At 73.1% G+C, this 14,036-nt stretch carries 8 protein-coding genes; all 8 read right to left on the bottom strand.

From position 1 onward, the window contains the following. The 8 genes from ACIRS4_RS02440 to ACIRS4_RS02405 all read right to left on the bottom strand — a co-directional run bounded on the left by ACIRS4_RS02440 (window position 1) and on the right by ACIRS4_RS02405 (window position 13,225). On the bottom strand, window positions 1-1,974 hold the full coding sequence (locus tag ACIRS4_RS02440; RefSeq protein ID WP_404188782.1) for an alginate lyase family protein: 1,974 nt from the start codon (window positions 1,972-1,974) through the stop codon (window positions 1-3). Further along, window positions 1,971-4,148, bottom strand: a complete 2,178-nt coding sequence (locus tag ACIRS4_RS02435) for a bi-domain-containing oxidoreductase (protein ID WP_404188779.1) — start codon at window positions 4,146-4,148, stop codon at window positions 1,971-1,973. The genes ACIRS4_RS02440 and ACIRS4_RS02435 overlap by 4 nt, the downstream gene beginning before the upstream one ends. Window positions 4,149-4,174: 26 nt before the next feature. Beyond that, window positions 4,175-6,100: an asparagine synthase (glutamine-hydrolyzing) gene (asnB, locus tag ACIRS4_RS02430; RefSeq protein ID WP_404188776.1), complete on the bottom strand. Its 1,926-nt coding sequence runs from the start codon at window positions 6,098-6,100 to the stop codon at window positions 4,175-4,177. 3 nt (window positions 6,101-6,103) lie between these two features. Continuing rightward, window positions 6,104-7,657 (bottom strand): Wzz/FepE/Etk N-terminal domain-containing protein, encoded by a 1,554-nt coding sequence (locus ACIRS4_RS02425; protein WP_404188773.1) that lies wholly within the window; start codon window positions 7,655-7,657, stop codon window positions 6,104-6,106. Next, entirely contained in the window at window positions 7,654-9,027 is a 1,374-nt protein-coding gene (locus ACIRS4_RS02420; RefSeq protein ID WP_404188770.1) for a polysaccharide biosynthesis protein, read from the bottom strand. The genes ACIRS4_RS02425 and ACIRS4_RS02420 overlap by 4 nt, the downstream gene beginning before the upstream one ends. Then, complete coding sequence (locus tag ACIRS4_RS02415; RefSeq protein WP_404188768.1) at window positions 9,024-10,349, bottom strand: glycosyltransferase family 4 protein; 1,326 nt, start codon at window positions 10,347-10,349, stop codon at window positions 9,024-9,026. Before ACIRS4_RS02415 ends, ACIRS4_RS02420 begins: the two co-directional genes overlap by 4 nt. Then, the gene (locus tag ACIRS4_RS02410) at window positions 10,339-11,664 is read right to left on the bottom strand and encodes a nucleotide sugar dehydrogenase (protein WP_404188766.1); all 1,326 of its coding nucleotides are present in this window, start codon (window positions 11,662-11,664) and stop codon (window positions 10,339-10,341) included. Before ACIRS4_RS02410 ends, ACIRS4_RS02415 begins: the two co-directional genes overlap by 11 nt. 82 nt (window positions 11,665-11,746) lie before the next feature. Continuing rightward, the gene (locus ACIRS4_RS02405; protein WP_404188763.1) at window positions 11,747-13,225 is read right to left on the bottom strand and encodes a sugar transferase; all 1,479 of its coding nucleotides are present in this window, start codon (window positions 13,223-13,225) and stop codon (window positions 11,747-11,749) included. Window positions 13,226-14,036 lie beyond the last annotated feature (811 nt).

The following is a 14,036-nucleotide window of genomic DNA, read 5'->3' as shown; positions in this document are numbered from 1 at the left end:
CTAGCCGTGGAACCTGAGTACGGTGGTGAACTCCGCCGCGCCGTCGGCGAAACCGGTGCCGACGAGCGTCGTGGCGGGTTCCTTGCGCCCGAAGCCGGGGGAGTACCAGCCCAGCGGCGGGTCGATCTCGCCGCGGTGCGCCCGCCAGCGGAGCCCCCCGGGCAGGTCGAGCGTCGCGGAGCGGTCCTCGCCGTCCCGGGTCCAGGTGAGTACCGCCCGGTCGTCCACCAGGTCCGCGGCGATCGCCGGGCCGAGATGGAACGCGAGCCGCACCGTCCGGCGTCGGCCGGGCCCGCCGCGGACCTCGTCGACCACCCTCAGCTCCCGGCTCGCGGCCGCCAGCTCCACCCGGCGGCGGTGCGTGGAGGGGCGGTAGCCGTCGTGCTCGGCGCACCAGCGGGCCGTCCCCCCGCCAGAGGCGTCGCACGGCTCCGCGACCAGGACACGGCTGCGGGCGTGCCGGGTCCACAGGAACGGGCCGCCGGAGACGGACTGGTCCTCGCCGTCCAGTTGCAGGGTGTTGTGGCCGAGGGTCGACCGGAAGTACCGCCGCCACCGAGCCTGCCCGTGGTAGCAGTACGTCCCCGGGTCGGCGAGCACGTCGACCCCGTCGTGCCGGACCTCCACGGACAGCGCGTCCGCGTGAGCGTGCGCGGCGATGGACAGGAACCCGTGCGGGCCGCCGTCACAGCGGCACCAGATCTCCCCAGGACCGCGCAGGACGGTCAGGCCGGCGTCGGCGAAGTGGCCCGGTCGGCTCGCCGGACGCGCCGTCGCCTTCGTCGCGTACGGCCGGATCAACGCGGCCAGCAGCGGGGTGCGCACATCGGCGCCGGTCACCGCCGGCCACCAGTCGAGCCGGCCGAACACGGCGTCACCGGTGGCCAGCAGTGAGCCCCAGCGGTCGGTGCCCGCGCCGTCCACGACCAGACCGTGCCCGTCGTCGGCGTCCCCCTGGCGCGGCGGCCGCAACCGGTTGTCCACGACGGCGGCGAGCGCGTCCGTCATCCGCAGCAACACCAGCCGCACGGTCGCCGGAACCGGTACGCCCGCCGCGTCCGCCTCGGCCAGCGCGGCCAGGCCGAGTTCCAGCACCAGCCCGTGGTACTCGCTCGCCAGCTCGCGGTTGAGGCCGGAGGGGAAGGTGTTGCCGCGCAGATGCCGTTCCAGAGACTTCAGCGCGCCCGCCCGCCACCGCGCCGAGGCGGGGAACCAGCCGAACGCGCAGGCCGCGGCGAACTGCCCGGCGGCCTCGGCGATCACATGGTTGTTCGCCGAGGACCCCCGGCTGGGGAAGGCGGCCAGCCAGCGCTGGTGGTGCCAGATCTGGTTCACCGCCACCGGGTTGCCCTCGAACAGTCCGGCCGCGCCCGGCCAGCCGTCGAGCAGCCGGCGGACCCACACCCAGGACAGCAGCCTGATCCCCAGCTCGATGCCGCTGGTCCAGTGCACCGAGCGCAACGGCGCGTTGGCCGCCCACCACGACCGCAGGTGCGCGGCCACCCGCTCGGCGTACCGCTCGTCGCCGGTGACCGCGTAGGCGGCGGCGAGCACGGTGAGGTACTGGTGCCGGGACGGCTCCCAGATCTGCTTGATGTCCCCGACCGCGTCCTCGTCCCGGTACGGCACGTCGAAGGCGTGACCCTGCGGCGCCCGCCGCCCGGTCTTCGGGTCGTACGACCAGTCCGGGTCGGCCATGTCGTCGCGGACGACCCCGAAGTACTCGGCGTGCCCGTCCATCAGCCGGTCCGCCTCGGCGACGAGACGCTTCACCGCGTCCGGCGGCAGCTCGGCGACCGTCCCCGCGGGCAGCACGGCCGTGAACCGGGCGCCGGTCACCTCCGGGCAGTCGGGCGGCGCGGAGCGCCACCGCCGCCTGCGCACCGCGTCGTTCGCCCGGCCCGCGACCTCCGCCGGCCCCATCCGGGACAGCCGCCGCAGGTACCACCCCGGACTCCCCGAGCTCACCGTCATCGCGCCCGCTCCAACGTCACCGGCGCACCGCTCGCCAGACCGGTGTGCACGGCGAGGGTGGCCGCCGTGGTGGCGACCAGCGACTGAAGCGGCACCGGCATCGGCCCGCCGGTCCGCACGGCCCTGACGAACGCGGCCAGTTCGGCGTTCTGGCCCTTGTCCCGGGCCTTGGGCAGCCGTGAACCGACCCACTGCCTGCGGCGGCCGTCGTACACCGAGGCGCGGACGAAGTCGTCCAGCCGCAGCGCCTTGCCGTCCGCGACCAGGTCCAGCGTCTCCTTGGGGAATCCGGAGGGGCCCGTGGTGACATAGCTGATCGTGGCGGTGGACCCGTCCGGGTAGCGCAGTACGACGTGCAGGTCCTCGTTGCCGGACGGGGCGACCGCGTACACCGAGACCGGGTCGGCCTCCAGCAGCCAGCTCGCCGTGTCGATGAAGTGCCCGCCCTCGCCGGCGAACCGCGAACCCTCGGCGCCCTGTCGGAGGTACCAGCTGCCGTGCGCGAGCCGGCCCGCGTTGACCAGGTAGCGCAGATTCGCCGGACCGCTCCGGAGGCCGAACCGCTCCTTGGCCTCCCGCAGCAGCGGCGCGAACCGGCGGTTGAAGCCCACCTGCAGCCGGTCGTTGCCCGACTCCTCGACAGCCGCGAGAACACCGCCCAGTTCGCCCTCGGTGAGCGCCAACGGCTTCTCCACGAAGACCGCCTTGCCGGCGAGCAGCGCTCTGCGCGTCAGTTCGGCGTGCGAGCTGTGGCGGGTGACCACGAACACCGCGTCGACGGAGTCGTCGCCGAGCACGGCGTCGAGGTCGGTGGTCGCCGCGGCGAAACCGAACTTGCGCTGCGCGTTGGCCGCGGACAGCGCCGTCGTGGTGACGACGGCCGACAACTCCACGCCGTCACGCCCGGCCAGATGCGGCAGCAGCATCGACGTCGCGTAGTTCCCCGCGCCGACGAACGCGAGGCGCACCGGCGTCGTGGCCGCCCGGACCGGACGCGGCTTCACGCTCACCGCGGGCACCGCCACCGCCGGGGCCGCCGCTTCCACCCCCTGGCCCGGGTACCGGAACAGCACGGCCACGGCCTTCAACTCGCCGTCCTTCAAGCCCTGGTACGTCTCGACGGCGTCGTCGAAGTCGGCGACGTGCGACACCAGGGGCTCCACGTCGACATGGCCGCGGGCGACGAGGTCGAGGAAGCACGCCAGGTTGCGCCGCTCGGTCCAGCGGACGTAGCCGATCGGGTAGTCCCGGCCCTCCAGCTCGTACTCCGGGTCGTAGCGTCCGGGGCCGTAGCTGCGGGAGAAACGGACGTCGAGCTCCTTCTCGTAGTACGCGTTCCACGGCAGGTCCAGGCTGCACTTGCCGATGTCGACGACCCGGCCGCGGTCGCGGCTCAGGCGCGCGGCCAGCTCGACGGGCTGGTTGCTCCCGCCGCCGGCGGCCAGATACACCTGGTCCACCCCATGACCGCCGGTGAGTTCGGCGACGGCGCTCTCCACGGCCGCCGAGCCGGGATCGCCGCAGGCCGCCGCGCCCAGCCGCTCGGCCAGCTCGCAGCGCACCGGATCGGGGTCCGCCCCGACGACGCGCACTCCCGAGGCGACCAGCAACTGCACCGTCAACTGCCCGATCAGACCGAGGCCGACGACCAGCGCCACTTCACCGAGCCGCGGCTCCCCCTGGCGGACGCCCTGCAACGCGATCGACCCGACGGTGCCGAAGGCAGCCTGCCGCGGCGCGAGCCCGTCCGGCACCGGCGTGTAGAGGTTCTTCGGCACCCAGTTCAACTCGGCGTGCAACGCGTGCTCGTTGCCGGCGCAGGCCACGAGATCGCCGGCCTTCACATCGTCGATCCCCGCGCCGACCTCCTCGACCACCCCGCACAGCGAGTAGCCCAGGGGCGTGTAGGAGTCCAGCTTGCCCATCACCTTGCGGTAGGTCGCGGGCACCCCGTTGGTCGCCACGCTCTGCACGACCTTGGCGACCTGGTCGGGACGGGAGCGAGCCTTGCCCAGCATCGACATGCCGGCCTCGGACACCTTCATCAGCTCGGTCCCCGTGGAGATCAGCGAGAAGGCGGTACGCACCAGCACCCCGCCCGGCTTGCACCCCGGCGCCGGCACGTCGAGCACCGTCAGCTCACCGCTCTTGTAGTTCTGCACGACCTGTTTCACCCGAACTCCTCTGATTCCCGATCCGTCTACCGAGTGCTCTGGCCGGACCCAGAGGTCGCGTCGCGATACCAGTACTCGAGGGTCAGCACGTGCCACAGATGCTTGGAGAAGTCCCGCTGCCCGGCGGCGTCCTCGGCGACCATGCGCGCCAGCGCGTCACGGCGCAGGAAACCGGAACGCACGAGCACACCGTCGTTGACCACCTCGCGCACCAGCGGCGCCAGGTCCCGGCTCATCCAGGCGCGCAGCGGAGCGCTGAACAGGCCCTTGGGCCGGTAGACGATCTCCCGGGGAAGGACCGACGTGGCCGCCTCCTTGAGGACGGCCTTGCCCTGCCGTCCGACGATCTTGCGGTCGCCCGGCACGGCGAACGCCGCCTCGGCCACCTCGACGTCCACGTACGGCACCCGCACCTCGGTCGACGCGGCCATGCTCGACCGGTCCGTGTAGGCGAGGTTCAGGCCCGGCAGGAACATCCGGGCGTCGGCGAGACACATGCGGTTGACGAAGTCGTCGAGGTCGTTGTCCTGGTAGACGTCCGCGTGCTCGGTCAGCACGTCGTCGACCGCCTGCGTCAGGTCCGGATTCAGCAGGGCGAGCAGCTCATCCTGGTCGTACAGGGTGTAGCTGCGCCGGAACGCGGTCTCCTCCGGCAGACCGGCGAAGGACAGGAACCGCTTCGCGAAGCGCACCGACCGGTACCCGCGGCGGGCGGAGGCGACCGGCAGCCGGTCCACGGCCGCGGCCAGACCGCTCCGCAGTGGCCGAGGGACGCGGTGGTAGCGCAGCGCGATCAGGTTGGCCAGGTGTTTGCGGTAGCCGGCGAACAGCTCGTCGGCGCCCATCCCGGAGAGCATCACCTTGACCCCGGCCTCCCGGGCGGCCGAACAGATCAGGAACGTGTTGATCGCCGCGGGGTCCCCGATCGGCTCGTCCAGCGTGTACGTCATGCGCGGCAGCAGGTCGAGCACGTCCGGGGCGATCTCGATCTCGTGCAGGTCGACGCCGAACCGCTCGGCGACCCGCCGGGCGTAGCGCAGATCGTCCGGCATCGCCTCGAACCTGGCGTCCTCGGCGCGGAATCCGATCGTGTAGGCGGAGATCCCGGGCCGGTGGCGGGCCGCCAGCGCGGTCAGATAGCTGGAGTCGAGGCCGCCGGACAGGAAGGTCGCCACGGGCACGTCGGAGAGCAGATGGCGCCGGGTCGACTCCTCGACCACGGCGGCCAGGTCGGGCAGCTCACCGGCCCGGGCCCGCTCCCGGCCCTCGGCGGCGACGTCCTCGAGGTTCCAGTACCGGCCCCGCTCCACCCGGCCGTCGGGCCGGCACCTCAGCCAGCTCCCCGGCGGCAGCTTCTCCGCCTCGCGGAACGCGCACCGCGAGTCCGGCACCCAGTAGTACAGCAGCGAGGCCACCAGCGCCGTGTGGTCCACCTCCAGCGACCCGCCCGTCACGGCGGCCAGCGCCTTGAGCTCCGACGCGAACACCAGACCCTCGCCGCGCCGGATCAGGAACAGCGGCTTGATGCCCAACTGGTCCCGGGCGAGCACCAGTTCACCGGTGCGCTCGTCGAAGACCCCGAACGCGAACATGCCGCGCAGCCGGGGCAGACAATCCGTGCCCCAGCGCCGCCATGCCTCGAGCAGCACCTCGGTGTCGGAGGTGCCGCGGAAGCGCGCCCCGGCGGCCGTCAGTTCGGAGCGCAGCTCGGGCGCGTTGTACAGCTCGCCGTTATACGTCAGGACCAGGCCGTCCGAGACCATCGGCTGGGCGCCGGTCCCGGACAGGTCGATGATCGCCAACCGGCGGTGCCCCAGATGCACTTCGCCGTCACCGGCGGGATGACTGTAGCGGCCCGCCCCGTCCGGACCCCGGTGGGCGAGGACCTCGGTGAGCCGGTCGGTCACGGCCTTTCCCTCCGGCCACCGATATGTGCCTGCGATGCCACACATGTCCTACCGCGCCTCCTGGTCGCTGTCCGGGACCCGTGCCGCCCATGTCGGCAGCCGCTCCGTCCGGTGCCGGCCGTCCCCCACTGCCTGAACGGCGGGGGAGGTTCCCGCACCGTTGTGCCGGGCCGGCCGTTCGTGGTGGCCGCGCAACGCGGTGTACGGCCCGTCCCACAGGGTGCCGTCGGTCCGGTCCCGGGGATCGGGGTCGATCAGCACCACGCCGATCACCTCGATGTGCTGGTCCGCGAGCTGCCGCGCCACCGTGTGCAGCCATGCGGCGCTGCCGTGCCCGGCGCGGACGACGAGCACGGTCCGCGTGCCGAGGTACCGCAGGTCGGTCCACGCCGTGCCGGGCGCCACCGAGCCGACGCCGAGCCTGCGCTCCTGCGGCGAGGCGGTCGCGGCCCGCTCGCCGCTGACCACGGCCGGGTCCCCCGGCTTCGGGCGGCGGCCGGCGAGCTGCGGGCCGGGCAGCCCGTCGACGACGGTCACCGGGCCGTCCGCCGCCAGCGCCCGGGCGAGGTCCAGGGCGATCACGCTCGCGCTGTGCGCACACCCCAGTTCCAGCAGCGACACCGTTTCCGCCGAGTCCCGCACGGTGCGGGCCAGGGACGCGGTGAGCCGCTCACGTGCCGCCCGCACCCGCCGGCGCCGCCACGGCCCGGCCGGCCGGCGCGGCAGCTCCGTGATGACCGAGACGCCGAGGTTCGCCGCGATGTCGCGGCGCAGCACGGGGCGGTCGGCCACCACCGCCCCGACCGACGCCACCGCGAGCCCGAGGGCGAGCCCGAGGGCGAACCCGATCACGGCGTCGGTGGCGGCGGCCCCGAGCAGGGAGTGCCGCACCGCGCGCGGTGCGTCGACGATCTGCGTGCCGGCGATGAGCTGCGGGGTGCCGATGCGCGCCTCCGCGGCGCGCTGGCCGAAGTCGGCTATCCGCGAGGTGAGTTCGGCCCGGCGGGCGAAGAGCGACTCCATGTTCGCCGACGCCTTGGGCCCGCTCTGCGACGATCCCTCGCCGATCGCCTCGTCGACCTCGGCGAGGTCCTCCCGTATGCGGTCACGCTGGTCGAGAAGGGTCTTGGCCTCGGCGTTCGCGGCTTCCTGTATCCGCCTGACATGGTCCGCGACGAACGCGTCGGCCAGCGCCTCGGCACGGGCCACCGCCTGTGCGGCGCTGTCCCCGGTCACGGTGATCTGGAGCAGGTTGTTGGTGAGACCGGCGCCCTGGTAGTCCTGCATGAAGTCCTCGGGCTTCTCGGCGGACTTGAGCGCCTGGAGGGCCTTGCCGGCGATGCGTGTGGTGTGCAGCAGCGCGACGTCGGTGCGGATCAGCGTCCCGGTGTCGTTCGGCTGGTCCTGCTGATGGGCGACCAGCACCTTCACGACGGCGGTCGGCGGCGGCGGCAGCAGGACCGCCACCGCCGCGCCGACGAGCAGTCCGAGCAGCGCCGCCGAGCACCACAGACGCCGCCGCCTGCGCACCGCCGCCACCAGCGTCTGCAGGTCGAGCAGCGGAGCGGCGGCCGACGGCCCTCCGGCCGTTCCCGGCGTCACCGCGCACCCCCCGTCGCCTCGTTGCCGACCGGGACCGCCGAAGCGGCGCCGGACCGGGACCGGGACCGGCCCGCGGACCGCGCCGGGACGGCCCGTACCGTGCCGGCGACGACCACGCCCACGAGGTCGTGCCCGGCGTCCGCGCACGCCTCGGCGACGCCGGCGAGTTCCCCCGCGGTGCGGTCGCCCGCGCCGAGCACGACCAGGACGCCCGACTCGCCGTCGCGGTCCGGCACCATCGGCCGGGCCACCGACACCTCGACGACCCGCAGCAGCGGATCGCCCTCGGCCTCGGCGACGAGCTGCCCGGCGGCGCGGCGGGCGACGTCGTCATCGTCCGGGACCACGACCAGCAGCTCCCGCACGCAGAGCGGTCGGTCCCGCAGACGGGCGCACACCCGCCGGTAGCGGATCCGCCGGTCGGCCTCGTCGCCGGCCGCCCTCGGGGCGGGCGTGTCCCACCGGACGTCGACGCCCAGCAGCCGGCGGACCCAGGCCCTCGGGCCCCGGCCCCGCGGCCGGCGCGCACGCCGCTCGGCGGGCACGTCGACCGCGCCCAGCAGAGCCGCGCCCAGCGCTGAGGCGATCTCCGGCCCGGTGCGCAGCCGACGGCTCATCCGCGCGGCGGCGAGATGGCCGATCACCGCGAGCAGGAAGAACAGCAGCGCCCCCGCGCCCACGAGTTGCGTCCTCGTCGGCGGCGCCTCACCGGTCGGCCGGGCCGCCGGCCCCATCACGACCATGTCGGCCTTGTGGGTCGCCGGGTCGGCCCGGTCCAGTTCGTCGACGGCCTCCTGCAGCGCGGTGCGCAGCTTCGCGAGCTCGGTGCGCGTCTGCACGCTCTCCACGTTCTGCCCCGAACCGGCTCCGTCGGCCAGCTCGTTGATGCGACGGCTGGTCTTCACCACCAGCTGCCGCAGCGCCTCGGGCCGTGCCGCGGCCGCGGAGCCCGCGCCCTCGCCCAGGACACGCGCGGCGTACGCGACGAACTGCCGGGCCACCTGGTCGGAGAGCTGCTGCGCCCGCTCCGGGGTCTCGGCCGTGCCCGAGATCTTGATGATGTTCCCGTCGGCCGCGCCGGCGCTCACCCGGTCCCGCAGCTCGCCGCCGCCGACCCCGGCCCAGCCCAGCTCGGCCGCCGCACGGTCGACCACCACCGAACTGGTGGCGATCTCCTGCTGCGTCAGCAGCTCACGCTCCTCCCACGCCCCCGGCAGCAGCACCGACGCCGACGTCGTGTAGCGCGGCGGGAACAGCAGCGAGGCGCCGTAGCCGACGAACGCGCCCACCACCGCGAGGACGACGAGCAGCCGCCCACGCCGACGGATAATCCGCCCGATGGTGACCAGGCGTATCGTGTCATCGCTCAACGGCGGGGCCTTCTCCCCGGCCGGTACGGGCCGCCCGCCGGCGCCGGAGCGAGGCCACGGCAGGCGGCGGCGTAGGCGGCGAGCAGCGACGCCTGCGAGTTCCGCCAGGAGAGCGGCCCGCTGATCCGCTCCTGGCCGATCTTGCCCATCAGGGCCCGCTTCTCCGGATCGTCCAGCAGCCGCGCGATGTGCTCGGCGAACGCGCTCTCGTCGTTCGCGGGCGCGTAGACGGCCGCGTCCGCGGCGGAGACCCGCGCCTCCTTGAGGTCGAACGAGACGACCGGCCGGCCCATCACCATGTACTCGAGGACCTTGTTCATGGTCGACACGTCGTTGAGCGGATTGCGCGGGTCGGGGGAGAGGCACACGTCCGCGGTGGACAGGTAACGCACCAGGTCCGCGTCCGGCACGCGCCCGGTGAACTCCACCTGTTCCGAGAGCCCGAGCCGGCCGGCCAGTTCCACCATCGCGTCGAAGGTGTCGCCGGCGCCCACGAACACCGCGTGCCAGTCGGTCCGCCCGAGCTCGTCGCGCAGCCTCGCCAGGGCCCGCAACGCGTAGTCGACGCCGTCCTGCGGACCCATCACCCCGAGGTAGCACAGCAGATGGGGCTTGCCGCGCTTCAACTCCGGTTCCGGCGGCACCGGGTGGAACCGCTCGATGTCGGGGGCGCTGCGCACCACGAAGACGTCCGCCGGCCGCCGGCCACCGCGGCGCACCGCGACGTCCCGGTAGCTCTCGTTCGTGGCGAGCACGATGTCCGCGGCCCGGTAGGTCAGCCGTTCCAGAGCGCACACGGCGCGGTGGAGCAGGTCCTCGCCGCGGCCGAACCGGGACAGGTACAGCTCGGGCACCAGGTCGTGCTGGTCGAAGACGAACCGCGCCCCGCGCCGCTTCAGCCACAGTGCGGGCAGGAACAGCAGGTCGGGCGGGTTGCAGGCGTGGACCACGTCGACCGGGCCGACCGCGCGGGCCAGCCGGAGCGTGTGCCACAGCGCCGCCCCGTACTCCCGCAGATAGCCGGCCGGCCCTCCGGTGGCCGCGCGCAACGGGTAGCGGTGGATCCGCACCCCGTCGATCACCGCCTCCGGCTCCGTGTCCCGCTTGCTCCCCCGCGGGCAGACGACGTGCACCTCCCAGCCCGCGTCGCGCAGCGTGGTGCACTCCTGCCACACCCGCCGGTCGAACGGCACCGACAGGTTCTCCACGAGGACCAGCGCGCGCCGGCCGGCCGTGCCGGCGGACGAGATGTCATCAGGCGATGTGCTGCCGAGCGGTCTGTCACCGGAGGATCCGCCACCGGACGTTCTGTCACCAAGCAAGGCCCATGTACCCCGGTTCGGACTGACGCGCCTCGGCGTCGGGAAGGCGGATGAGGTCGACGATCACCGGGCCGTCCCCATGGGGCAGCGCGGACAGCACGGCCGGGTCCCTGGTCCCGACCAGGCACACCTCGGCGTGTTCGAGCACCTCGTCGACGGAGTTCGCGAGCAGCTGCGCGAGGTGCGGCAGCCGGTTCTCGATGTACTCGCGATTCGCGCCGAGCAGCCGGGACAGGCTCACGTTGGCGTCGTAGATCTTCAGGTCGTACCCCTTGCCGTAGAGCCGCTCCGCCAGCTCCACGAGCGGACTCTCGCGCAGGTCGTCGGTGCCGGGCTTGAAGGACAGCCCGAAGATCCCCGCCCGGCGTTTGCCGGTGCGCTCGACCAGCTCCACCGCACGTTGCAGATGGTCGGAGTTGGAGGGCAGCACATGGGACAGGATGGGCACCGAGACGTCGGCCCGCCGCGCCGCGTGGACCAGGCTGCGCAGGTCCTTGGGGAGGCAGGAGCCGCCGAAGGCGAAGCCGGGCCGCAGGTAGGCGGGGCTGATGTTCAGCTTGCGGTCGGCGAGGAACACGTCCATCACCTGGTGCGAGTCCACCCCGAGCGCCTGGCACACCGCGCCCAGCTCGTTCGCGAAGCCGATCTTGAGGCCGTGGAAGGCGTTGTCCGCGTACTTGATCGCCTCGGCCGTGGGGACCGGCACCCGGAACACCTCGCCGGGCAGACCCTCGTACAGCGCGGCCACCGCGTCGCCGCTCTCCGGGTCGAGCTCTCCGATGACGGTCTTGGGCGGGTCGAAGAAGTCCTTGACGCTCGTGCCCTCCCGAAGGAACTCCGGGTTGACCGCGACTCCGACCTCCACCCCGGCTGTACCGCCGACGTACTTCTCCAGGATCGGCACCAGCAGGTTCAGGCAGGTGCCCGGGAGCATGGTGCTGCGGAACACGACGGTGTGCCGGCCCTTCGTGCCGCCCCCCTCGGCCAGCGCCGCGCCGATCTGCTCGGTGACCCGCTCCAAGTAGGCGGTGCACAGACTGCCGTTGAGCTCCGACGGGGTGCCCACGCAGACCAGCGAGATCTCGCTGCCCGCGATCGCCTCACGCACGTCGCCGGTGGCCCGTAACGCCCCGCTGCGCACGACCTCGGCGACGAGCTCGCCGATGCGCTCTTCGACCACCGGAGCCTTGCCGTCGTTGACCAGGTCGACCTTCACCTGGCTGACGTCCACACCGATGACCTCGTGCCCCATGTCGGCCAGGCACGCGGCCGACACACAGCCCACATAACCGAGGCCGAAAACGCTGACTCTCATGACCCGTTCCTCCCCCCAGGCAGGCCCTCGCGGCCTGCGGTCCGGGCGCCGGCGGGGCCGTCGGATCGCAGCCCCCCGCGCATCAGTAGGCCCCCTGCCCGTGGAGCACCGCGCGCATCGTCTTCCACAAGATCACCGTGTCCAGGGCGAGCGACCAGTCCTCCACGTACCGCAGGTCCAGCCGGACCGCCTCCTCCCATGACAGGTCGCTGCGTCCGCTGATCTGCCACAGTCCGGTGAGCCCGGGCTTGACCAGCAGCCGCCGCCGGATGTCCGGGCCGTACGCGGCGGACTCCTCCGGCAGCGGAGGCCGCGGACCGACGAGCGACATCGACCCGGTGAGCACGTTGAAGAGCTGCGGCAGCTCGTCGAGCGAGTAGCGGCGCAGCACCGCCCCCACCCGGGTCACCCGCGGGTCCCGGCGGAGCTTGAACAGCGGGCCGGCGCCCTCGTTGAGGTCGGCCAGCCCGGCACGCGCCCGGTCGGCCCCGACGACCATGGTGCGGAACTTCACGATCGTGAACTCGCGGCCGTCCTTGCCGACCCTGCGCTGGCGGTAGAACACCCCGCCCCGGCTGTCCACCAGCACGAGCAGCCCGACGAGCGCCATCAGCGGCGCGAACAGCACCAGCAGGGCCGCAGCGCCCGCCCGGTCCACGACCCCTTTGACCGCCCGGCGGCCCCCGGTGAACGTCGGCATGCTGACCCGCAGCAGCGGGATCCCCAGCACCGCGTCGATGTGCAGCCGCGGGCCGGCCACCTCCATCAGGACGGGTGCCACGACCATCTCGGCGTCGCTGCCTTCGAGGTTCCAGGCCAGCCGCTGCAGTCGGTCCGGCGACCAGTGCGGGTCCGGTGTGACCGCGACGACCCGGTAGCCGTCGCGGCGGACATGGCCCGCGACGTCGGCCAGCCGGCCGACGACCGGCACCCCGTCCAGCTGACCGCCCTCGAGCCCGAGGCCGTCCGGCGTGCACACCGCGTCCACCCGCCACCCCAGGTGCGGGAACTTTCGGGTCCGGTTGATCAGGTCGCGCATGCTGGCCGCACTCCCGGCGGCCAGCACCGGTCTCAGGCACCGGCCCTCCTTGCGCTGTCTGTGCAGCCACAGGCGCAGCAGGTACCGCGCGGTCATGGTGACGAGCGCGATCGCGGGGATCGCCACGAAGATCCAGAGTTTGATGTTGCGCGAGGTCAGGGCGATCCCGCCGAGCGCCAGCACGACGGTCGCCGCGAACAGGGAGCGTCCGAGCCGGCGGAACTCCTCGGCGCCCTGACCGAGCACGGCCGGAGCCCATGCCCGTCCCACCGCCAGCGCGCCCAGCACCAACAGCTCGGTGCCGAATGCGAGAATCCCCCATTTCTCATGCCAGTTGGCCGCGTCCCGCACTCCGAAGAAGTTGCCGATCGCCGCCACCACGACGGCGGTGGCCACGGTGTCGGCGGTCATCACGGTACGGCGGTACCGCTGCTCCCAGTCGATCGTGGGCCGGCCGATCGCCTCGTCCGCCAGATGCCCGCTCGCCTGCGGGTACGGGCTGACCAATCCCCCTTGCCGCACAGAACCCCCCAAGGTTCCCAGTGGTTCGACGTGTTCGCCTCACACTGTTCCTCGCCGGGAGGCCCCCGCCTCCCGTGCTGTCCTCCCCTCGGAAGGCCCCCGCCTCCCGTGCCGCGCTGTTCTTCTCCGCGTGAGGCCCCCGCCTCGCCGCGCATGACGTGCCGGCTGTTTCACAGTGCTTGGACAACGCCCCCTGGCGGCAGCGGACTCGTATGTCCGGCCAGGTTCTCGACGTGCGCGGAACCCGTGGCGACCGCGAGTGCTCCCCGCACTCGAGGCCCCGTCCGGGCTCCGGATCGATCATCCCCATGTCCGGCGCCGGGGACACGACTGCTTGCTTCCCGTGGTGCCGGACCAATAGATCATTACTGGTCGCCTCGTGTTCGAACCCCCGAAGCACGGTCAATCTAGACCATCGAGCCCGGTATGGAGAGAGGGCGTGTGCAATTGATGCTCATGGTTTGAGACAGGATGAACCGATCAGTGAGCGCTTGCGATCGCCCTGCGGCCACCGCCCGCGACAGCGGCCCGCCGTGTCCCGGGCCCGGTGCCCGCCCCCGTGCCGACCGCTGTGTAGTGGCGCGCCCGCGCGTTCGGGCCATGGTCAGGTCGTACGGACAGCAGGGCGGCGCGGCCCGGGCCTGCGGCGCCGGCACGTCCGCGTCGGCGCACCCGCGGACCGCTCGCACTGATCGGCTTGATGTGAGCGGTGGCGACGCCGGCTCGCCGGGCGGACGCCGCCGCACAAGGCGGTCGCGCACGCCCCGCCCGGCGCGGCTTCCAGCCGCCGCCTTGGCCGGGAAGCGGCGGC

Origin of the sequence: Streptomyces sp. NPDC101166 (assembly GCF_044768125.1) — a bacterium.
Taxonomy (GTDB): Bacteria; Actinomycetota; Actinomycetes; order Streptomycetales; family Streptomycetaceae; genus Streptomyces.
The sequence above is the reverse complement of the archived record's forward strand: the minus strand, read 5'-3'. Positions and strand labels throughout refer to the sequence as shown.